Genomic DNA, 19,889 nt, shown 5'->3' with positions numbered 1-19,889 from the left:
GTAGAACGGAGCTTTGCAGATGCCAAGCAACATCATGGTCATCGTTATGCTCGCTTCCGAGGTCTAGCCAATGTGCAAATGCAATGTTGGTTGGCAGCGGCAGCCCAAAACATCAAGAAGATAGCGTTGGTGGTGAACTATCTACGAAAAATGGGCTTAAATATGGCAGAAATAAGGCAGATACTTGCTTCTGTATACCCATGTAATGAATGGAAACTTCTGCGCACGATATAACAAAAAAAATCACGATCGCGACCTACGGTCGCTTCCAAAAAAGAACCCCCTTAAAAAGCGGGGTTCGTCATCAATCTGACGCCGCTGCAATAGCGGCGTTTTTTTATGGTTATGACGAACTAATGGCTGGGAATGGCACTGCGCTTTTCTAGCCAACGTACGGCTTGAGACACCATCAAGATCAACAGCAAATATTCCAGCACTAAGAAAGTATAAATCTCTAGAGGTAAGTACTCATTCACCACCAACTCATTGGCTCGCCTCGTCAAATCACTTAGACCAATGACACTGACCAATGAGCTCATCTTGAGAATATAAACAAACTGGTTGCCGAGCGCGGGCAGCATCTGACGAAATGCTTGCGGCAAAATCACCAAACGCATTTTTTGCCAATAGTTGAGACCAAGCGACTTTGCTGCTTCATGTTGGCCACGACCGATAGATTGAATACCACCGCGAAACACTTCTGCCATAAATGCACTTTCTGCGATCGTTAGTGCAATAATTCCCGCCCAATAATGGTCTAGTGAAACATCGAGTAATGTGGGTAGGCCGTAATACACCCACAACAGCAGAACCAACACGGGAATGGCACGTATTACTTCAACGTAAATCCGGTTTAAGCGTTGTAGGGATTTGCGGGGAGAAAGGGCCGGTAGGGCAACCATTAAGCCCAGAGTCATGGCAAACAGCATACTGAGTAGCGATACGCTGATGGTGTCGGCAAAGCCAGCGATAAGAAACTTCACGTTCGTTAGGCCTTGCTCGGTCGTCGGATTAAGCACATACCAGCCCCATTGATAGTCAGAACAGCCAGTCAGTGGCAGTAACATCATTAAACATAAATATCGACAGGTCACACTACACCTTATATCAACTAAAAAAATGGTTGTGTTGCTGCTATGTTATCAATGATGTAACGCGAAATCTCAACTAATTACTGAACAATAAGTTAAAGGAAAATAAAATGAAAAAAACTTGGTTAGCGTTAGGGCTTGGTTTGCTTGCTGCGTCCACTCTGGCTAATGCACAAAGTCGTTTGAATGAGATTCTCGACAACGGGGTATTACGAGTCGGTACGACAGGGGATTGGAACCCGATGACGATGAAAGATCCAGCTAGTAACAGTTATCGTGGTTTTGATATCGATGTCACGACTGAGCTGGCGAAAGACCTCGGCGTCAAGGTTGAATACGTGGCGACGGATTGGAAAACGTTAGTTAATGGTATCACCGCAGATAAGTATGACATGACAGGCAGCGCTTCGCTGAGTATGTCTCGCGCGAAAGTGGCTGGTTACAGTCAGCCTTACTTTTATCTTGCGTTTGTGCCTGTGGTGCAGAAAAAAGATCTCGGTAAGTACTCTGATTGGAGCGATTTTGATAACGCGGATGTAAAAGTGGCAGCGACTCTGGGGACCGTACAAGAAAAAATGGTGAAGGAGTTTTTCCCTTCCGCACAGCACATCGTGATCGAAGCCCCAGCCCGTGATTTCCAAGAACTGTTGGCCAAACGAGCGGATGTTTCTGTGACCTCAAATGTGGAAGCGGCGACGCTGGTGGAGAAATTTCAGCAATTGGCGATTGTACCCGTCAAAGAGCCGCGCAAGCCGACACCGATCGCCATGCTATTACCACAAGATGACCAAGTTTGGATTAATTACGTTAACCATTGGGTTGAACTGAAAAAGACACAAGGTTTCTTTAAACAGACCGCAGAAAAATGGGGACTAAAAGGGTTATAACTGGCTATTAGCTTCGCCTCAAAACATAGAGCCGCATACTTATTATGCGGCTCTTTTGTAGCTAGAGATTAGATCTCTTCATCACTCACCACCCGTGCATTGTCTGGTGTCGTGAAGTGCTGAGAAAGTTCTTTGTTCGACACAATATAGCCGATCCAAAGTCCGCCCATGCAGAGAACAATCGCCATACCGGTGACCGCTTGCGCTTGGCTAGCAAGAGCGGCGACCAGCGCGCTTGATAAGCTGCTGACGGTGATCTGTAAGCTGTTTTGCAAACCTGCGGCCGTGGCTGGGCTTTGCTTAGCACTAGCAAGTGCGCGGTTAACCACGATAGGGTAAAGGGCGCCATTCGCTACAGCAATCAGACAGAATGGCGCTAAGATTGGCCAAATCGAGGTTAACTGCCATTGTGATGCGATGAAAATCAGCAGTGCGGCGACGCTAAACAGACCAATCAGTTGACGAAGGACTTTTTCATCACCAAATTTACGTACGCCAACTTTACCTAAGTATCCGCCGACCATAAACGCGATGGTTTGCGGCACAAAGCTCATGCCGATGTCTTTGGCATCGTAGCCAAGCTGCGCCATTATTTCAGGCATACCGGTCAGGTAAGCAAAGAAAGCGGCAGACGCGGTGGCGAACATCAGGACGTTGCCCAAATAGGTTTTTGAGCTGAGTAGATGTTTGATATCCGATGTTACACTGCTTTGCTTTGGCTCATTAGCGACACTAGGCTGTGCCATTGTTGCCGCAACCAAGACCAATCCCAGTACTGTTAACGCAACAAAAATACTGTGCCAACCAAAGCTATCTGCTAATACAACACCCAACTGAGGGGCGAGCGCAGGAGAAAGCGCCACCAGCGGCATAATGGTAGCAAAAATTTGTTGGCTACTGCTGGAGTAACGTTTGATGACCATGGCTTGCCAGATCACGGCCGGCGCGCACACCCCGATCGCTTGCACAAAACGCAAGCTGAGCAGTTGCCAAACTTGATCACTGAACGCCAAACCCAATGAGGCCAGCGTAAACAGAGCAAGGCCAGCTGCCAAGGTATTACGGTGGCCAAACTTATCAGAGGCAAGGCCCCAAAGCAGTTGACCGACTGCCATGCCGACCAAGAAAACGGTTAAAGAGAGCGCGATCTGCTCTGGTCCGGTCATAAAGTCGATTTCCATCGCTTTAAAGGCAGGGAGATACATGTCTGTTGCGACAAAGCCGAGCATCGAGAGGGCTGCAAGATACACAAGCTGTAATTTTGAAATGTTCATAGTTATTCCATTCAATTTTTTTCACTACAAATGTTTTGTGATCAGTTGGCGCCAACCCTGATTTATATGCCCTGCTATTCTATTTTTCGCATTTGATAAAATAAAACGCTAAAATTCGTGGTTATCAATCAAAATTTTTGAAAGGTAGGCTGTGTTTTCAAAACCGTCGCTAGAAATGTTGGATACCGTCGCTCGTTTAGGCAGTTTTACTGCCGCCGCTGAGGTGCTGCACAAAGTGCCTTCGGCCATCAGCTATGGTGTGCGTCAAGTGGAACAAGAACTTGGCGTGTTGCTGTTTCGTCGTTTACCGAGAAAAGTAGAACTGACTCCAGCTGGTGAGCTGTTCATCGCAGAAGCACGCATGTTGTTGAGGCAGATGGAAGAAGTGAAATCGCAGACGCGGCGTGCGGCACAAGGCTGGCAATCCACACTGAAGTTAACGTTGGATAACGTGGTCAAGCTCGATAAGCTCAAACCTTTGGTCGAGGATTTCTATCGCGAATTTGATTTTGCAGAACTGCAAATCAATATGGAAGTGTTCAATGGCTCTTGGGAGGCGATTGCTCAAGGGCGTGCGGATATCGTCATCGGCGCCACCTCCGCCATTCCTGTTGGGGGGGATTTTGAAGTGCGCGATATGGGACGATTGGATTGGGCGTTTGTCATGTCACCAGCGCACCCTTGCGTGCGTCAGCAAGTGCTGACAGAAGCGTTTGTCAGTCAGTTTCCCGCGATCTGCTTGGATGATACTTCGAGTGTGTTGCCTAAGCGCCATACTGGGCATTACCCGCAGCAGCGTCGTTTGTTGTTACCCAATTGGTACAGTGCCATCGAGTGTTTAAAAAATGGTGTTGGCGTAGGTTATATGCCCCGTCATATAGCCATGCCGTTGATCAACGATGGTGTGCTGGTGGAAAAGGTGCTACCGGACGACAAACCGTTGAGTCAATGCTGCTTGGTATGGCGAAAAGATGACAACCACAAGTTGATTCAGTGGATGGTGGACTACTTAGGAAACTCACATCAACTGCATCAAGATTGGTTGCTGAGCTAAAAAACGCCCCGAGTATAGCAGGGCGTTTGGATCGAGTTAGGAAAGAAAGAAACGGTAGGATGGGTTATCCGTGACATCTTTGCATTGGTAGCCAAGTTCGCGCAAATGCGCCGAAAAGCGAGCTAAATCACTCTCATCAAGCTCAAAGCCACACAGTACGCGGCCATAATCAGCCCCATGGTTGCGGTAGTTAAACAGGCTAATGTTCCAGTGTGTGCCCAGTGTACTAAGGAACTTAAGTAGTGCGCCTGGGTACTCTGGAAATTCAAAGCTGTATAAGCGCTCTTTGAGTGGTTTGGACGGTTTTCCGCCAATCATGTAGCGTACGTGCAGTTTGGCCATTTCATCCTCAGAAAGGTCGACCACAGGGTAGCCGCCTTCACGTAAGTCACGAATGATACCATCCAACTCCTCTTGACCATTTTGCAGGCGAACGCCGACAAAAATATTGGCCAGAGAGTCGTCGTTGTAACGGTAGTTGAACTCCGTTACCGCACGTCCACCAATCAAATGGCAGAACTCAAAAAATGCCCCTTTGCGTTCTGGAATGGTCACCGCAAGCAAGCCTTCACGTTTTTCACCCAGCTCACAGCGCTCAGAAACATAACGCAAACCATGGAAGTTGGTATTGGCACCCGAAAGCACGGTACCCAAGTTGCGCCCTTTGAGCTTGTGCTTCTCGGCATACTTTTTCAGCCCCGCCAGTGCCAGTGCCCCGGAAGGCTCGGCAATCGCACGGGTGTCTTCGAAAATATCTTTGACCGCCGCGCAGATTTCATCACTGGAGACGGTGACGTGATCGTCAATGTAGTGCTGGCATAGACGGAAAGTTTCATCGCCAATGCGTTTTACGGCCACACCATCAGCAAACATACTGACTTGATCCAGCACCACAGGCTCACCTGCATCCAATGCCGCCTTAAGGCAGGCAGAATCTTCGGGCTCCACCGCAATGACTTTGATCTCTGGCATCAGTTGTTTCACCAACACCGCCACACCAGCGGCTAAACCACCCCCCCCAACAGGGACGAAAATGTGGTCGAGATGGCCGTTTTGCTGCAGCATTTCCATGCCGATGGTGCCTTGCCCAGCAATCACTAAAGGGTGATCGAAAGGAGGAACAAAGGTGTAGCCTTTCTCTTGAGAAAGGCGTTCGGCCTCTGCTTTGGCTTCATCGAAGTTGCTGCCGTGCAAGACGACTTTGCCGCCAAAGCCGCGCACTGCGTCGACTTTGATATCTGGCGTCGTGCGAGGCATCACGATGGTGGTTTCAATGCCAAGTCGCGTTCCTGACAGAGCCATGCCTTGCGCATGGTTGCCCGCAGAGGCAGCAATCACCCCCGCGTCCTTCTGCGCTTGCGACAAATTGGCCACCATATTGTAAGCGCCACGTAACTTAAACGAATGCACCGGCTGGCGGTCTTCACGTTTGATCTGCACATTGTTGCCAATACGTGCCGATAAACGCGGCATCTCTTGCAAAGGGGTGACGGTTGCCACTTCATACACTGGAGCGCGCAATATCTGGCGCAGATAGTCTGCGCCAGTTTGTTGGGTTAATGACATTGCTTAGCCCTCAAGCTTTGACTTGTCTCGTACCGCGCCTTTGTCGGCACTGGTTGCCATGCTGGCGTAGGCTTTCAGTGCAAACGACACTTCGCGTTGGCGAGAGACGGGTTTCCAGCCAAGTGCGTCTTGTTCTGCCCGGCGCTCTGCCATTTCTTGCTCGGAAACTTGCAGAGAAATCGTGCGGTTTGGAATGTCGATGGCAATTAAGTCGCCCTGTTTGACCAAACCGATCGCGCCACCGTTGGCCGCTTCAGGTGAGGCGTGACCGATGGAAAGGCCCGATGTGCCGCCAGAGAAACGTCCGTCAGTCAGTAGCGCACACGCTTTGCCAAGGCCCATCGATTTCAAATAAGTGGTAGGGTAGAGCATCTCTTGCATGCCTGGGCCGCCTTTCGGACCTTCGTAGCGAATCACCACCACATCGCCTGCTTTGACTTTACCACCCAAGATACCTTCCACCGCGTCTTCTTGGCTTTCAAAGACCACTGCAGGGCCCGTGAATTTAAGAATGCTTTCATCCACACCCGCCGTCTTAACGATACAGCCATCCAGCGCAATGTTGCCTTTGAGGACAGCGAGGCCACCATCTTGGCTAAAGGCGTTTTCTTTGGTGCGAATACAGCCTTGGGCGCGATCGTCGTCTAAGGTGTCCCAGCGGCAATCTTGCGAGAATGCTTGAGTGGTACGAATACCCGCAGGGCCTGCGCGGTAGAAGCGTTTCACTTCTTCCGAATCGGTCAGCATGATGTCGTATTGGGCAAGCTGCTCTTCCCAAGTGAGGCCAAGCACGGTTTTCGATTGATTGTGCAGCAGGCCCGCTCGGTTTAGTTCACCCAAAATACCCACTACGCCACCCGCGCGGTGCACATCTTCCATGTGGTATTTCTGGGTTGATGGCGCCACTTTACATAGGTGAGGCACCATGCGTGACATGCGATCAATGTCTGTCATGTCAAAATCCACCTCACCTTCTTGCGCCGCAGCCAATAGGTGTAAAACGGTGTTGGTTGAACCGCCCATGGCGATGTCTAGCGCCATGGCGTTTTCAAATGCTGCTTTGGTTGCAATGTTGCGTGGCAGTGCGCTTTCATCATCTTGCTCATAGTAACGCTTGGTCAGTTCGACAATGCGTTGGCCTGCACTGATAAACAGTTGTTTGCGATCGGCATGCGTTGCGAGCAAGGAGCCGTTACCTGGCTGAGAAAGGCCAAGTGCTTCGGTGAGGCAGTTCATCGAGTTGGCGGTGAACATGCCCGAGCAGGAACCACAGGTAGGGCAAGCGCTGCGCTCGATCTGTTCGCTCTGCTCATCGGAGACTTTTGGATCCGCGCCTTGGATCATGGCATCGACCAGATCCAGCTTGATGATCTGATCTGAAAGCTTGGTTTTACCCGCTTCCATTGGCCCGCCAGAGACAAAGATCACCGGGATATTAAGGCGCATTGACGCCATCAGCATTCCTGGGGTGATTTTGTCACAGTTGGAGATACACACCATAGCATCGGCACAGTGTGCGTTGACCATGTATTCCACCGAGTCTGCAATCAATTCACGAGAAGGCAGTGAATAAAGCATGCCTCCGTGACCCATTGCGATACCATCATCCACCGCGATGGTGTTGAATTCTTTAGCAATGCCGCCAGCCGCTTCAATTTCTCTCGCCACCAATTGGCCAAGGTCTTTCAGGTGCACGTGGCCCGGTACGAACTGGGTAAAGGAGTTGACCACGGCAATAATCGGTTTGCCGAAGTCTTCATCTTTTACGCCTGTGGCACGCCATAGTGCACGTGCACCGGCCATGTTGCGACCATGAGTGGTGGTGGCTGATCTGTATTTAGGCATTCTGTTGTCTCCCTACTTCTTCTCTGGGTACACGTAATCTAACCAGCCCCACTTATCTTCGGTGGTGCCATTGAATAAGCCAAAGTACGCTTCTTGAACGGCTTTGGTGATTGGGCCGCGTTTACCTGCGCCCACTTGAATTTGATCGACACTACGCACTGGAACCACTTCTGCAGCAGTGCCCGTCATAAAGACTTCGTCTGCCAAGTAGAGGGCTTCACGTGCAATGTTGGCTTCACGCACTTCATAACCCATCTCACGCGCGAGTGTCATGATTGAGTCACGAGTGATGCCCGGTAGGATCGCGGCCGTTGCAGGTGGTGTTGTGATGACGCCATTTTTGATCACGAAAATGTTTTCACCGGCGCCTTCTGAAAGGTAACCATCAACACTCAATGCAATCCCTTCGGCATAACCATGTCGACGTGCTTCACCACCAACCAGGAGAGAAGATAGGTAGTTGCCACCCGCTTTCGCGGCTGTTGGGATCGTGTTTGGCGCGGCGCGGTTCCAGCTTGAGACCATGGCATCAACGCCATTTTCCAGCGCTTCTTCCCCTAAGTAAGAGCCCCAAGGGAAGGCGGCAATGATCAGATCCATTTCTGTGTCGGTCGGAGGACAAACGCCCAAGCCAACGTTGCCAACAAACGCCAGTGGACGAATATAGGCATTATCCAGCTTGTTTTGACGCAGAGTTTCGCGAGTCGCTTCCATGATCTCTTCCACCGAAAAGAGGATTGGGAAGCGATAAATCTTGGCTGAATCTTTCAGGCGCTGTGCATGTTCTTGGTGACGGAAGACAATCGGGCCTTTTGGCGTGTTGTAACAGCGAACCCCTTCAAATACCGAGGTGCCGTAGTGCATGGCGTGAGTCAGAACGTGTACATTCGCTTCTGCCCAGGGAACCATCTTGCCATTAAACCAGATATAATCTGCTGTTTTCGTTGCCATTATTGCCTTCCTTATGCACTTACGTGTTGTTGTAGATTGTTGTTAGGGAGTTCGTCGTTACGAATCTTCATTACCTCAACACTACGAATATCCCACAATTTTTCAATTTGATTGGTGAGAAATGAGATAGGGCGATCGCTATCTACGATGATTTCGACACTGGCGACCTTGCTCTCATGGTTTTGCGTTGCAGCAACTTGTTTGATGACAAAGCCGCGGTGGCGGATCACACGGAGAACACGCTCTAACAGCACGGGTTTGTCATCGGCTTTGATGTCTAATAAATAACGTTCCATCAGTGGCTCTCCTAGGTGTTTTCCAACATATCACTGTTTGACGCACCTGGCGGTACCAGCGGCCACACATTTTCTTCTTCATCAATCAACACATGCAGCAAGTAAGACGTTTTGCTTGCGAGCATCTCTTTGAGTGCCGGTTCCACTTCTTCTTTCTTGGTAATGGTTTTGCCCGGAATGTCGAAGGCTTTCGCCAGCATGACGAAATCAGGGTTGTCATCAAGGATGGTTTCACTGTGACGACCATCGAAGAACAGCGATTGCCACTGACGCACCATGCCAAGACGTTGGTTGTTCAGCAATACGATTTTGACTGGGATTTGGCGGCGCTTCAGCGTGCCTAGCTCTTGGATGTTCATCATGATTGAGCCATCACCTGAGATCAGCACCGACTGTGCATCCGGTCTTGCCACCGCGGCGCCCATCGCTGCTGGCAAGCCAAAACCCATGGTGCCAAGGCCAGCAGAGGTGATGAAGTTTTGTGGTTCGCGTGGCTGAATGTGCTGCGCTGCCCACATCTGATGTTGGCCTACGTCGGTGGAGACGATGGTGTTGTCTGGCATGAGATCGGAAAGTTGCTTTAGCAGCCCCGGCGCGTAGATGAGCTCTCCCGGGTGGTCGTAACGCCACTTAAAACCGCTGCGTAAGCTTTCACAATGGTGAACCCAAGGGGAAATATCACGAGTCAGTTCTAACTGAGGCAGGATGACATTGATATCGCCACGTAAAGGCGCATTCGCGTGACGCAGTTTATTGATTTCTGCCGCGTCGATATCAATGTGGATCACTTTCGCGTGAGGGGCGAAGGTTTCTAATTTGCCCGTCACACGGTCATCAAAACGTGCTCCCACCACCAGCAAAAGATCCGCTTCTTGCACCACGAGGTTGGCCGCTTTGGTGCCATGCATGCCGAGCATGCCCAAATAGTGAGGATCGTGACGCTCGATGGTACCTAACCCTTTTAAGGTGCTGACGGCAGGCATCGGGTTGAGGCGCAAAAATTCGCGTACCGTGTGGGTCGCTTTAGCCAGTTGCACACCACCACCGACGTATAATACTGGACGGGTGGATTGATCGAGAAGCGCTTGGGCTCGAGCCACATCAACTTGGCTGACTTGGGGTAATGCTGGAGGCGTAAAAGGAGGAAGCAGTTCAACAGGCGCTTTTGCTAGCTGGACGTCTTTGGCGATATCGACAATCACTGGGCCCGGTCGTCCGGTTTTGGCTACTTCAAAGGCTTCCGCCAAGGTTGGAGCCAGCTCGTTGATGTCGGTCACTAGGTAACTGTGCTTAGTACACGATAGCGACATACCAATCACATCCATTTCTTGGAACGCATCGGTGCCGATATGAGAACTGGCGACCTGACCGGTGATAGCAACTAACGGCACTGAATCAAGAAAAGCATCGGCTAAACCGGTGACAAGGTTGGTGGCTCCGGGGCCCGATGTGGCCATACACACCGCGACATCCTGCGTGGCTCGCGCCATACCAATCGCTGCCATCGCAGCACCTTGTTCATGACGGCACAAAATGTGTTCAACACCACCGTCATACAGGGCATCGTAGATTGGCATGATGGCACCACCTGGGTAACCAAACACGGTTTTGATACCTTGCTGTTTTAATGCGGCAACGACTAACTCTGCTCCTGTCATCGTTGGCCTCCTTGACTACTCTTTTGGTTGTAGCCGTTTCCATACATCTTGCACATAGCGTGCGCTCCCATACTTCCCGTCATTTCTGAACTGTCTAAATGTGATTCAATCAGTTTAGAACTTCGCCAACCCATGGCTGAAAAAAAACCCCCGAACTTTTCAGTGCGGGGGTTTGTAAATCTAGTGGTTATTTTGCGCCCACTCTCCCCCGCGCGGTGCTAATGAGGACCACGATAATCAGGTTAATCAGAGAGTTAATTTGAGCGGCAAAGTTCATCTGTCTGTCGTTAAAATGTTGTGTAATGTTCTACGAAATTGTTTGCGTCACTAGTGGTAACACACAAAACTGTTTCGTGACAAGCAAAAAGTCATTCTTTTTTCACATTTAAGCCTCATCGCTTCACGCTATATAACAGTTCTGTATAAAAAAACTTGTATTTATAGAACAACTAAAATTGAAGAGGCAGTGATGGGGTTGGCGATTATTCATAGCCGTGCCAGTGTGGGCGTCGAAGCGCCTTCCGTGAGCGTGGAAGTGCACATTAGTAACGGCTTACCGGGATTTACCTTGGTTGGGTTGCCGGAAACCACCGTAAAGGAATCAAAAGATCGCGTACGCAGTGCGATCGTCAACAGCAATTTTCAATTTCCTGCTAAGCGGATCACCGTCAACTTGGCGCCCGCCGATCTGCCCAAAGAAGGGGGACGCTTTGATTTGCCGATTGCACTCGGTATTTTAGCCGCTTCTGAGCAGATCTCCGTTCAGTTTCTCCAGCAACATGAATTTGTCGGTGAGTTAGCCTTAAGTGGTGAGCTACGAGCGGTGAAAGGGGTGTTGCCAGCCGCTCTTGCCGCCAAAGGGGTCTCCCGCAGTTTGGTGGTACCTCATGCGAATGGAGATCAAGCCGCCTTGGTGGGTAAGAACATGCATAAGTCGGCGTGCTCGCTGATTGAAGTTTGTGCCCATTTATGTGGCCAGCAAGCCCTGTCATTACATCAAACCAAGCAAGCATTGCCGCCTTCATCACATGGTCGAGATTTACAAGACATCATTGGTCAACAACAAGGAAAGCGAGCGCTAGAAATTGCAGCGGCAGGCAATCACAATTTGTTGTTTTTAGGGCCTCCTGGGACTGGAAAAACCATGCTGGCGTCACGTTTACGAGATTTGTTGCCTGAAATGAGTGAGGAAGAGGCGATGGAAACGGCAGCGGTGGCTTCTTTAACACAAAGCGATATCAACGAGCACAATTGGAAGCAGCGGCCATTTCGTGCGCCGCATCACTCGAGTTCTATGGCGGCGCTGGTGGGCGGTGGAACCATTCCGCGTCCCGGAGAAATCTCACTCGCCCACAACGGCTTACTGTTTTTGGATGAGATGCCGGAATTTGAGCGCAAAGTGCTCGATTCAATGCGTGAACCGCTAGAGTCAGGGGAAATCATCATTTCACGAGCACAAGGTAAAACTCGTTTTCCTGCTCGCTTTCAGTTGGTCGGTGCGTTGAATCCGAGCCCAACGGGCTATTACGAAGGGAACCAAGCTCGCGCCAATCCTCAGGCGATTTTGCGTTATTTAGGCCGTTTATCGGGCCCACTGTTGGATCGTTTTGATATGTCACTCGAGATCCCTGCATTACCCAAAGGCACATTGGCGGAAGGGGGTGACCGAGGTGAACCAACGGCGGTGGTAAAGGAGCGAGTGGTGCAGGCGAGAGAGCGTATGCAGCTTCGTAATGGCAAGGTGAATGCTCTGTTAGGCAGCCGAGAAATCGAAGCGTTTTGCCCATTGAGTAAGCAAGATGCCGAGTTTCTTGAAACGGCGTTGCACCGTTTGGGGTTATCGATTCGCGCTTATCACCGCATCATCAAAGTGGCGCGAACCATTGCCGATTTAGAGGGTGCACCTCAGATCACACGTTCTCACTTGGCGGAAGCTCTCGGTTATCGGGCGATGGATCGCTTGCTCAAACAGTTAACTCTGCAAGCGGTTTAATCACGATTATGACGTGATTAAACCGCGGTGGCGATGAGTTAAAACTTGTAGTTCACGCCAACAGAAAGTAAGTAATCACTCTGCTCGTAAAACTTGATATTGGAGTCGGTTTGGTTGTACCCAGCCAGAGCAACGAAAGACCAATCGGGGGAAGAGAACAGTTGGGCATATTCATAAGCAAGAAATAGGCTGAGCTGTTGGTCTTCACGCGTTTTGCCAAATCGTTGGCTGGCGGCTTGATAATCTTGCACTTTATAACCCGCGGTCAGAACTAAGCGGTGCTTAGCAAACAGATTAAACCAACTCACTTCAGCCCCGAGTGAATCATAAGAGGCCGCTTTGCCATCCGCTTGATGCTTTAAGTAAACCACAGCGGGTTGGACAAGGCTGGTGGGTTTGAGTCGGTAGCGGTAATCCAGTTTGGCATAATAACTTTCGCCATCACGTTTGAGGCTTGGATCGGTGATGGTGTCTTTATCCAGTTTTTTGGTGCCATATGCGGTGTCGAGATTAACGTTGCCACCCCAGAGGTTGTGAAACTGCAGGCGATAGGCGATACCACTTTCATCGGTGACCGTGCGCTTCTGATTGAGCAGATAAGGGTCTTGCCAAGTTTCTCCTGACATCACGGTTGGCAACAATGAAAAATCGATCACCACGCCAGAGTTCAATTGGTACTGATAACCCAACTCAAAGGCAAGGGTACCAACGGCAATATCCTCTCTCGCGGTACCGAGGTAAACTTGATGCTCGAGTTGATCTCCAAAGGTGTAAGCGATATTACCTAAGGGCGCGAACAACACCGCACTTTCACTTGAGGGGGCTTGCTTGTCACTGTTGATGGTTGCATTACCGTCGGTATTAAAATGAGATTCCGAGGCACCAAAGCCAGTAATCAGTGAAATTTCACCACTAAAACCTGCCGCTTCATTGAGTGCTGCATGAGTGAGCGGAGCAAACAGTGCAGCCGTCGTGATTAAGATTCGATTTTTCATTGCGATTCCTTTAGCCATTCATCCTGACGAGAGAGACTTCCCACCTTTTCGGTCACAAACTAATCTGACCATTTTGACAAAGATTCCAAACTGGGCTGGGAGCAGTATAATTACACGCTGTTTTTTTCTTCATCGAATATAAGAGTTTTCGAACATCACTATGTTGGCATATCTGTTACTTTTTATTAACGTTTTTTTGGTCATTCTTAATTCTGCAATGTGCTCAATGACGATCTGTTTGATTGCGATCGTCAAACTGGTCTTGCCGACTCAAGGGCTGAAAGCGAAAGCAACCGATGCGGCGAACAAAATGATGTGGTTATGGGCGACGGTTAACGCAGCGATTTTGGTGATGTTTAACCGCATCGAATGGGATATCGAAGGCGGTGAAGGGCTGAAAAAAGAGGGATGGTATCTGATGATCAGTAATCATCTGAGCTGGACCGATATTGTGGTGTTGTGTTGCGTGTTTAAGGATCGCATTCCCATGCCCAAGTTCTTTCTCAAGCAACAACTGCTGTACGTGCCTTTTATTGGTATGGCTTGTTGGGCATTGGACATGCCGTTTATGCGCCGTTACTCGCGTGAATATTTGATCCGTCATCCAGAAAAGCGCGGACAAGATTTGGCAACGACGCGTCGTTCTTGCGAGAAGTTTCGTCATACGCCCACTACGGTGGTCAACTATGTGGAAGGCACTCGCTTTACGACTGAAAAACGAAACAAAAGTAACGCGGGGTACGATTATCTGTTACAGCCGAAATCCGGTGGTATCGCTTATACACTCGCGGCGATGGGTGAGCAGTTTGATCACATTATCGATGTGACGTTAGCCTACCCGAAAAATACTGATAAACCTTTCCAAGATATGTTAATGGGTCGGATGCGCAAAGTGGTTGTAAAGATTCGTTTGCTGCCGGTGGATGATCAGGTGAAAGGGGATTACTTCAACGATAAGCCGTATAAACGCCAATTTCAGCTCTGGTTAGGGGATGTTTGGCAAGAAAAAGATCAGTTGTTGAAAGAGATCCACAAAGGATAAACATCAGGGAGCACAACGGCTCCCTGTTTTTTGTGAGTTGTCGTTGGGTGCTTACTGTTTTTTCAGCAGGAAATTCACCAGTTCGAAATACTCATCCATGGTCTTGATGCCTTGAGCCTGCACGAGGTATTTGTTGTTTACAATCACCGCAGGTACACCAGAAAGGCCACTGTCTTTAAACTGCTTGTCAAAACGGCGCACCATTGAATCGACGGCGAAACCGTTAAAGGCTGCATCGAATTTAGTCGCATCAACACCTTCATCAAGGAAGATCTGGCGCAGTTCTGCGTCATCTTTTGGCGCTTTACGCATGTTGTGGATGCGGTTGAACATCACTGGCACCATTTTGTCTTCGACTTTAAGTGCGATCATGGTGGCGTAAGCTTTGCTCATTGATGGCCCCATCGCACCACCCATAAAGGAAACGTGGTTTTTTTGCAGTTTTACCCCTTCCGGTAACTGTGCTTTGAGCTGCTGGATGATGGGCTCGAACGTATTACAGTGTGGGCAGTAGAAAGAGAAAAATTCACTTACCATGGGCTTTTTAGAAACTTGCGTATCCAGCACCTTGTAGTGTTCACCTTCTTTAAATTGGGTCGCTGCGTTGGCTGTCAGGCTGAGTAACAGCATTGAAAAAAACGCGAACAGTTTCTTCATCTATTTATTTCTCCGTTATGTTATTGAGGCAGTTACCACTGTGGCATCAATGAAAGAGGGGGTTCCTCCAATGCGGCGATTTGTTCTTTAAACGCCAATACCTGACCTTCCCAGTATTTTGGCTCATTAAACCAAGGAAAAGCGAGTGGGAACGCGGGGTCTTGCCATCGTTTTGCTAACCATGCCATATAATGCACCATTCGTAGACCACGCAAAGGCTCGATCAGTTTCAACTCTTGGTGCGAAAAATCACTAAATTCGCCATACGACTCCAGCAAAATATCGAGTTGCATGAGCTTTTCTTGGCGATCACCATTGAGCAACATCCAGAGATCTTGAACCGCAGGGCCATTGCGCGCGTCATCTAAGTCAACAAACATCGGGCCATCACGCCATAAAATATTGCCGGGATGACAATCACCGTGCAAGCGGATAGCGTGAGTGTTTTTTGGCCACTGCGCTTCAATGGCGGCGATGAGTCGGTCGAGATCCTGAAAGAAGCTGTTCTCTAAATGCATCGGGATCATGTTGCATTGTTGCAAGAGTGCGCGTGGCTGATAGAGGTACTCATCTAGCCCTATGCTAGGTCTGTGCTGGAATCTCTGTTTTGCACCCACTTGGTGAATTCGACCGAGGAAGCGGCCAACCCACTCGAGTTGATCGAGATTATCCACTTCAAATTGACGGCCACCGACACTGTTGAACAAGGCAAATTGGTAGCCTTGGTAATGATGTAGGGTGGCACCGTTGATGTTGACCGGAGCGGCGACAGGAATGTCATTTTCCACCAGCTCTTGAGTGAACTGATGTTCTTCAACAATTTGTGCCGGCGTCCAACGCTCTGGGCGATAAAACTTCACCACAAAACGGCGACGCTCTTCATCGGTGAACTGGTATACGCGGTTTTCATAGCTGTTGAGAGGCAATAAGCCTGATTCAGCGCGAATGCCGATGCTCTCAAGGGCATACCACATAAAATCGGGCGTTAATGCGTCAAAATTGAATGCGCCTAGCGACATAGTAAATAAAAAGGCTCATTGCTGAGCCTTTGTCCATGAATTGGGTTGAAGTTACAGTTTCTTGATGAAACGGCTTTCTACTTCAATGGTGAAGTCGTTGCTCTTGTCGTCCAGTATAAACTGAATCGTGCTAATTGGAGAGGAGAGCTTCTCGGGATCCACGCCAAGACTGAGTGGTAAGTTGAGAACTTCGCCTGGGTTGACCTGAATGGTTTGCTTACCATACCAAGTTACATCACTGAGCCCCTTCACATCCAAGTGATATTCTTGCACTTGTTGAGTTTTGTTGATGATTTTGAGGGTGTAGGTATTTTCCACTTCACCGGCACTGTTGACGCGGAACAACTGGTTGCGATCGCGAATTACGCTGAGGCCAGCAGGATCGACGGCCGCAATTTGTGCGAAGAACAAACCCAACATCATCAGCAACACCAAGCCATAACCGATCAACTTAGGTCGCATGACTTTGGTGTGTTTCCCGGACAGACGATGCTCGGTGGTGTAGTTGATCAACCCTTTTTCATAGCCCATTTTATCCATGGTGGTATTACAGGCATCGATACACGCGCCACAGTTAATACACTCGTATTGCAGGCCATCGCGAATATCAATGCCCGTTGGGCACACTTGCACACACAGATCGCAATCAATACAGTCACCTAACCCGAGCTGCTTCGGATCGGCCTTGCGTGAACGTGGGCCACGCTGTTCGCCGCGTTGACTGTCATAGCCGACGATGAAGGTGTCTTTATCAAACATCGCCGATTGGAAGCGCGCGTAAGGGCACATGTGCAAACAAACGATAGAGCGCATCCAACCTGCGTTGGCGTAGGTACAGATGGCAAAGAACATCACCCAGAAAACAGGCCAGAAGCTGGCGTTAAAGGTAAAGAAATCCACCACCAGTTCACGTACCGGGACAAAATAACCGACGAAGGTGAAGCCTGTCGCGAGCGCGATGGCAAACCACGCGATATGCTTGGCGCTTTTTCGCATGGCGAGATTGGGCGTCAGTTTGCCGGAATCTTGCTTGCGCCGTTTGTTGGCGCTGCCCTCGAGCTTCTCTTCAAACCAGATGTACATAAAGGTCCAAACGGTTTGTGGGCATAAGTAGCCACACCACACTCGGCCCAAAAAGGTGGTGATGAAAAACAGACCAAAGGCGGCAATCATAAACAGCAAGGCCAGCAAGGTCAGGTCTTGTGGGTAGAGGGTAGTGCCGAAAAAGTTAAATTGTTGGCTACCGATATCCAACAGAATCGCTTGGCGATCGCCGTAGGAAATCCAAGGAGTTAAAGTAAATAGCAGCAGCAAAAACCAGCCACCATATCGGCGTAGTTTTTGGAATGTGCCTTTACTCTCACGTACGTAAATGCGGTTATTTGGGTTAAACCTATCCCCCTTGCCTTTGTGGGTCTTGGGGTTAAAGGTTTTCGGAGTCACATCTTTGATATCGATTTTATCCTGACTCATGGATTGATCCTTCTTAGGCTTTAATGGCGCAATTTCTCTTGGTTTGTGCTCACTGACTTTGCTCACAAATGCCGATGTGTTTATACACAATAAGGCTTTGCTAATATTTTAGTAAAAACTGATGGACGACGATTATACAATCAATAACATTTGTATTTCTTTAAGGCTATCAACCTTTAACAACAAAAAGCAGGACAATTAACGCAATTTTTCGCTGAACAGTGGCAGAAAATAAAAAAGCGACCAAAAGGTCGCTTAGTGAGTGAGTTGTTAACTTATTTAATGATACCGCGTGCGCGTAGAATCGCTGTTTTGAAATCATCTTCTTGGTCTTTTTTCAGGCCAGGAATCATTTCATCTTTCGCACTGTTACGCATTTTTAGGTGGTAGATCAGCACATCGTCAGTCAGCTCTTCTAGCTTGCCGTGATAACCCGCTTCACCCGCTAGCTTAACGATAAACTGCAGTAAGTTCATATCTTGGTCTTTTTGCCATTCTGGCTCAAGCAACTCAAGTAGCTCTTCAATACGGTGACACTTCATTTCTTTCTCCACAAATTTTATAGGTCTTTGGCGTAAAGGTATCAAATTGCTTGGCGAAGCAAAATAACAAACCGAGTGGAGAGAAAGAAAAAAGCGCAGCGGTGGCTGCGCTTTTTAATTAAGCGGCTTGAACGACTTTAGCCGGAGTCTGCGGCATAAGTGCATTTTTCTCGACCAAGGTCATACCTGAAGCCGTTTTTTTGCTTGTCGGAGCTGCGGCAAAGCCGCTACGACGACGCATCGCACTGCGATTGGTGTGCGAGAACCTGACTGTTGTTGGGCGCATTAAGTTACCTAACTGTCAGGCATATCCATTGCCAATGTAATGGCCTACATTTTTATGAGTTGAGCTTCAGTTGAGTGAAGGTTGGCTCTTTCTGGCTTTCGCCAATCCAAATAAAAGTGCAGGAATAATGATATGCATGCATATCGAACATAGAGTAGCACCGTTATGCTGATCGATCGATAGTTGAGCAGTTGCTACGATAAAAAAATGTCTGCAAAACGTTACAATCTTGATAAATATCCAATGAGATGTGAGCTAGATAGTAGTACCCAATCAGAAATTATCAGTACTATCAGAACAGCAGCAGGAGGTGCGTATGTCATTTTTGAAGAAAACCCTCGCCAGTTTTGGTATTGGAAGTGCGAAAGTTGATTCCATCTTACAGCAAGAAGTGCTGTACCCCGGCCAAGCGGCCAACATTAAGGTGCATGTTTATGGCGGTTCGAGTGAGCAAGAGATCGACAATATTCATTTGAAGCTGTGTTGTCGCTACATTGCGGAAGTCAAAGAAGATCGCGGCAGCAGCTCTCAAGGGCAACAAACTCGCCGCGTGCCACAAAGTCATGTGCTGGCCAGTTGGAGCCTGCCATACGCGTTTGTCATCAAACCGAGTGAAGAGCGGGTGTTTGATGTCGCGTTAGACATTCCGTTCAACACCCCAATTACCATTGGTGATGCCAAAGTGTGGTTGGAAACCGGTTTGGATATCGCTTTGGCGATTGACCCTACAGACAAAGACATGCTCACCGTAAGGCCTGATCCTATGATGGACGGCATTTTTACCGCTTTGGAAGAGCAAGGGTTGCGTATTCGCCAAGTGGAGTGTGAAGAAGTGAAAGGCTTTGAACTGCCCTTTGTGCAAGAGTTTGAGTTTGTTCCAACCACTGGGCCATTTCATGGTCGTTGGCGTGAGCTGGAAGTGGTGGCGTATCGTTCCCCGAGTGAACTGAAGTTATGGTTTGAAATTGATCGCCATCGTGAAGGGGGAAGAGGCATGTTGGCAAGTTTGCTGGGGTTAGGAAAACTACAGCGAGAGTTGGTGTTACCACTGGACTTTTCGGCAAAACAGGCGGGAGAGAAAGTGCTGGGTTATTTAGAAGAAACGACCTAGCATTCACTCACATGATGATGGAAAAGCGAAAAATACGCTCTGACTTTAAGCCGACATCAAATAACCAAAATTTAACCTTTTTAGCTTACACGTGTAAGCTAAGTGTGACATACTAGAGCAACTATTCCATTAGAGGTTTCAGTGTATTT

The 19,889-nt window shown here is 48.9% G+C and carries 19 protein-coding genes; 6 read left to right on the top strand and 13 right to left on the bottom strand.

Annotated elements, in window-relative coordinates; genetic code table 11:
• Positions 1 to 234, top strand: a 234-nt coding sequence (locus CIK04_RS13600) for a transposase (protein WP_176463273.1), incomplete at its 5' end; no start/stop codon positions are given.
• A gap of 119 nt (positions 235 to 353) precedes the next feature.
• On the opposite strand, the gene CIK04_RS13595 is transcribed toward CIK04_RS13600, so the two are convergent.
• Positions 354 to 1,094 carry an amino acid ABC transporter permease gene (locus CIK04_RS13595; protein WP_097353501.1) on the bottom strand — a complete coding sequence of 247 codons (741 nt, stop codon included), beginning with the start codon at positions 1,092 to 1,094 and terminating at the stop codon, positions 354 to 356.
• Positions 1,095 to 1,201: 107 nt separating this feature from the next.
• Between CIK04_RS13595 and CIK04_RS13590 the strand changes: the two genes are divergently transcribed.
• Positions 1,202 to 1,978, top strand: a complete 777-nt coding sequence (locus CIK04_RS13590; RefSeq protein ID WP_026130555.1) for a transporter substrate-binding domain-containing protein — start codon at positions 1,202 to 1,204, stop codon at positions 1,976 to 1,978.
• Positions 1,979 to 2,046: 68 nt separating this feature from the next.
• Here CIK04_RS13590 and punC read toward each other — a convergent pair whose 3' ends face one another.
• Positions 2,047 to 3,252 (bottom strand): purine nucleoside transporter PunC, encoded by a 1,206-nt coding sequence (gene punC, locus CIK04_RS13585; protein ID WP_038964800.1) that lies wholly within the window; start codon positions 3,250 to 3,252, stop codon positions 2,047 to 2,049.
• Positions 3,253 to 3,403: 151 nt separating this feature from the next.
• Between punC and punR the strand changes: the two genes are divergently transcribed.
• Positions 3,404 to 4,306, top strand: coding sequence for a DNA-binding transcriptional activator PunR (gene punR / locus CIK04_RS13580; protein ID WP_017419853.1), 903 nt, complete (start codon positions 3,404 to 3,406; stop codon positions 4,304 to 4,306).
• Positions 4,307 to 4,342: 36 nt separating this feature from the next.
• Here the strand turns inward: punR and ilvA are convergent, their stop codons facing one another.
• Genes ilvA through ilvG form a run of 5 tightly spaced genes read right to left on the bottom strand, consistent with a single transcriptional unit; the run spans position 4,343 to position 10,622 of the window.
• The gene (gene ilvA, locus CIK04_RS13575) at positions 4,343 to 5,872 is read right to left on the bottom strand and encodes a threonine ammonia-lyase, biosynthetic (protein ID WP_017419854.1); all 1,530 of its coding nucleotides are present in this window, start codon (positions 5,870 to 5,872) and stop codon (positions 4,343 to 4,345) included.
• A 3-nt stretch (positions 5,873 to 5,875) separates the two neighbouring features.
• Positions 5,876 to 7,717, bottom strand: a complete 1,842-nt coding sequence (ilvD, locus tag CIK04_RS13570; RefSeq protein WP_011151437.1) for a dihydroxy-acid dehydratase — start codon at positions 7,715 to 7,717, stop codon at positions 5,876 to 5,878.
• Between the two features lie 12 nt (positions 7,718 to 7,729).
• Positions 7,730 to 8,668, bottom strand: coding sequence for a branched-chain-amino-acid transaminase (gene ilvE / locus CIK04_RS13565; protein WP_097353500.1), 939 nt, complete (start codon positions 8,666 to 8,668; stop codon positions 7,730 to 7,732).
• An 11-nt stretch (positions 8,669 to 8,679) separates the two neighbouring features.
• Positions 8,680 to 8,964: an acetolactate synthase 2 small subunit gene (ilvM, locus tag CIK04_RS13560; protein WP_011079065.1), complete on the bottom strand. Its 285-nt coding sequence runs from the start codon at positions 8,962 to 8,964 to the stop codon at positions 8,680 to 8,682.
• Positions 8,965 to 8,975: 11 nt separating this feature from the next.
• Positions 8,976 to 10,622 carry an acetolactate synthase 2 catalytic subunit gene (gene ilvG, locus CIK04_RS13555; RefSeq protein WP_011151435.1) on the bottom strand — a complete coding sequence of 549 codons (1,647 nt, stop codon included), beginning with the start codon at positions 10,620 to 10,622 and terminating at the stop codon, positions 8,976 to 8,978.
• Between the two features lie 469 nt (positions 10,623 to 11,091).
• On the opposite strand from ilvG, the gene CIK04_RS13550 reads away from it, so the two are divergent.
• Positions 11,092 to 12,615: a YifB family Mg chelatase-like AAA ATPase gene (locus CIK04_RS13550; RefSeq protein WP_097353499.1), complete on the top strand. Its 1,524-nt coding sequence runs from the start codon at positions 11,092 to 11,094 to the stop codon at positions 12,613 to 12,615.
• Positions 12,616 to 12,653: 38 nt separating this feature from the next.
• Here CIK04_RS13550 and CIK04_RS13545 read toward each other — a convergent pair whose 3' ends face one another.
• Complete coding sequence (locus tag CIK04_RS13545) at positions 12,654 to 13,628, bottom strand: DUF2860 domain-containing protein (RefSeq protein ID WP_097353498.1); 975 nt, start codon at positions 13,626 to 13,628, stop codon at positions 12,654 to 12,656.
• A gap of 142 nt (positions 13,629 to 13,770) precedes the next feature.
• Here CIK04_RS13545 and CIK04_RS13540 point away from each other — a divergent pair, with 142 nt between their 5' ends.
• Positions 13,771 to 14,652, top strand: a complete 882-nt coding sequence (locus tag CIK04_RS13540; protein ID WP_017419858.1) for an acyltransferase — start codon at positions 13,771 to 13,773, stop codon at positions 14,650 to 14,652.
• A gap of 51 nt (positions 14,653 to 14,703) precedes the next feature.
• Here CIK04_RS13540 and CIK04_RS13535 read toward each other — a convergent pair whose 3' ends face one another.
• The 5 genes from CIK04_RS13535 to CIK04_RS32720 form a co-directional block, all read right to left on the bottom strand.
• On the bottom strand, positions 14,704 to 15,309 hold the full coding sequence (locus CIK04_RS13535; RefSeq protein ID WP_017789622.1) for a thiol:disulfide interchange protein DsbA/DsbL: 606 nt from the start codon (positions 15,307 to 15,309) through the stop codon (positions 14,704 to 14,706).
• Between the two features lie 32 nt (positions 15,310 to 15,341).
• Positions 15,342 to 16,328 (bottom strand): serine/threonine protein kinase, encoded by a 987-nt coding sequence (locus tag CIK04_RS13530; RefSeq protein ID WP_017419860.1) that lies wholly within the window; start codon positions 16,326 to 16,328, stop codon positions 15,342 to 15,344.
• Between the two features lie 51 nt (positions 16,329 to 16,379).
• Positions 16,380 to 17,801, bottom strand: a complete 1,422-nt coding sequence (gene ccoG, locus CIK04_RS13525; RefSeq protein ID WP_026130558.1) for a cytochrome c oxidase accessory protein CcoG — start codon at positions 17,799 to 17,801, stop codon at positions 16,380 to 16,382.
• Positions 17,802 to 18,076: 275 nt separating this feature from the next.
• Positions 18,077 to 18,343 (bottom strand): YihD family protein, encoded by a 267-nt coding sequence (locus CIK04_RS13520; RefSeq protein ID WP_097353497.1) that lies wholly within the window; start codon positions 18,341 to 18,343, stop codon positions 18,077 to 18,079.
• 118 nt (positions 18,344 to 18,461) lie between these two features.
• Positions 18,462 to 18,629 (bottom strand): hypothetical protein, encoded by a 168-nt coding sequence (locus CIK04_RS32720; protein ID WP_011079074.1) that lies wholly within the window; start codon positions 18,627 to 18,629, stop codon positions 18,462 to 18,464.
• Positions 18,630 to 18,945: 316 nt separating this feature from the next.
• Between CIK04_RS32720 and CIK04_RS13515 the strand changes: the two genes are divergently transcribed.
• A complete protein-coding gene (locus tag CIK04_RS13515; protein WP_038940361.1) occupies positions 18,946 to 19,740 on the top strand; it encodes a sporulation protein in 795 nt (264 codons plus the stop codon).
• Positions 19,741 to 19,889 lie beyond the last annotated feature (149 nt).

The organism is Vibrio sp. 03_296, from assembly GCF_002265885.1.
The sequence above is the reverse complement of the archived record's forward strand: the minus strand, read 5'-3'. Positions and strand labels throughout refer to the sequence as shown.

What these genes read in the sequence shown, in the direction of transcription:
- CIK04_RS13590 (WP_026130555.1), top strand. Translation starts at nt 1,202, where the DNA reads ATGAAAAAAACTTGGTTAGCGTTAGGGCTTGGTTTGCTTGCTGCGTCC.
- ccoG (WP_026130558.1), bottom strand. Translation starts at nt 17,801, where the DNA reads ATGAGTCAGGATAAAATCGATATCAAAGATGTGACTCCGAAAACCTTT.
- CIK04_RS13540 (WP_017419858.1), top strand. Translation starts at nt 13,771, where the DNA reads ATGTTGGCATATCTGTTACTTTTTATTAACGTTTTTTTGGTCATTCTT.
- CIK04_RS13550 (WP_097353499.1), top strand. Translation starts at nt 11,092, where the DNA reads ATGGGGTTGGCGATTATTCATAGCCGTGCCAGTGTGGGCGTCGAAGCG.
- ilvA (WP_017419854.1), bottom strand. Translation starts at nt 5,872, where the DNA reads ATGTCATTAACCCAACAAACTGGCGCAGACTATCTGCGCCAGATATTG.
- ilvE (WP_097353500.1), bottom strand. Translation starts at nt 8,668, where the DNA reads ATGGCAACGAAAACAGCAGATTATATCTGGTTTAATGGCAAGATGGTT.
- CIK04_RS13530 (WP_017419860.1), bottom strand. Translation starts at nt 16,328, where the DNA reads ATGTCGCTAGGCGCATTCAATTTTGACGCATTAACGCCCGATTTTATG.
- ilvD (WP_011151437.1), bottom strand. Translation starts at nt 7,717, where the DNA reads ATGCCTAAATACAGATCAGCCACCACCACTCATGGTCGCAACATGGCC.
- CIK04_RS13535 (WP_017789622.1), bottom strand. Translation starts at nt 15,309, where the DNA reads ATGAAGAAACTGTTCGCGTTTTTTTCAATGCTGTTACTCAGCCTGACA.
- ilvG (WP_011151435.1), bottom strand. Translation starts at nt 10,622, where the DNA reads ATGACAGGAGCAGAGTTAGTCGTTGCCGCATTAAAACAGCAAGGTATC.
- CIK04_RS13520 (WP_097353497.1), bottom strand. Translation starts at nt 18,343, where the DNA reads ATGAAGTGTCACCGTATTGAAGAGCTACTTGAGTTGCTTGAGCCAGAA.
- CIK04_RS13545 (WP_097353498.1), bottom strand. Translation starts at nt 13,628, where the DNA reads ATGGCTAAAGGAATCGCAATGAAAAATCGAATCTTAATCACGACGGCT.
- ilvM (WP_011079065.1), bottom strand. Translation starts at nt 8,964, where the DNA reads ATGGAACGTTATTTATTAGACATCAAAGCCGATGACAAACCCGTGCTG.
- CIK04_RS32720 (WP_011079074.1), bottom strand. Translation starts at nt 18,629, where the DNA reads ATGCGCCCAACAACAGTCAGGTTCTCGCACACCAATCGCAGTGCGATG.
- punC (WP_038964800.1), bottom strand. Translation starts at nt 3,252, where the DNA reads ATGAACATTTCAAAATTACAGCTTGTGTATCTTGCAGCCCTCTCGATG.
- CIK04_RS13515 (WP_038940361.1), top strand. Translation starts at nt 18,946, where the DNA reads ATGTCATTTTTGAAGAAAACCCTCGCCAGTTTTGGTATTGGAAGTGCG.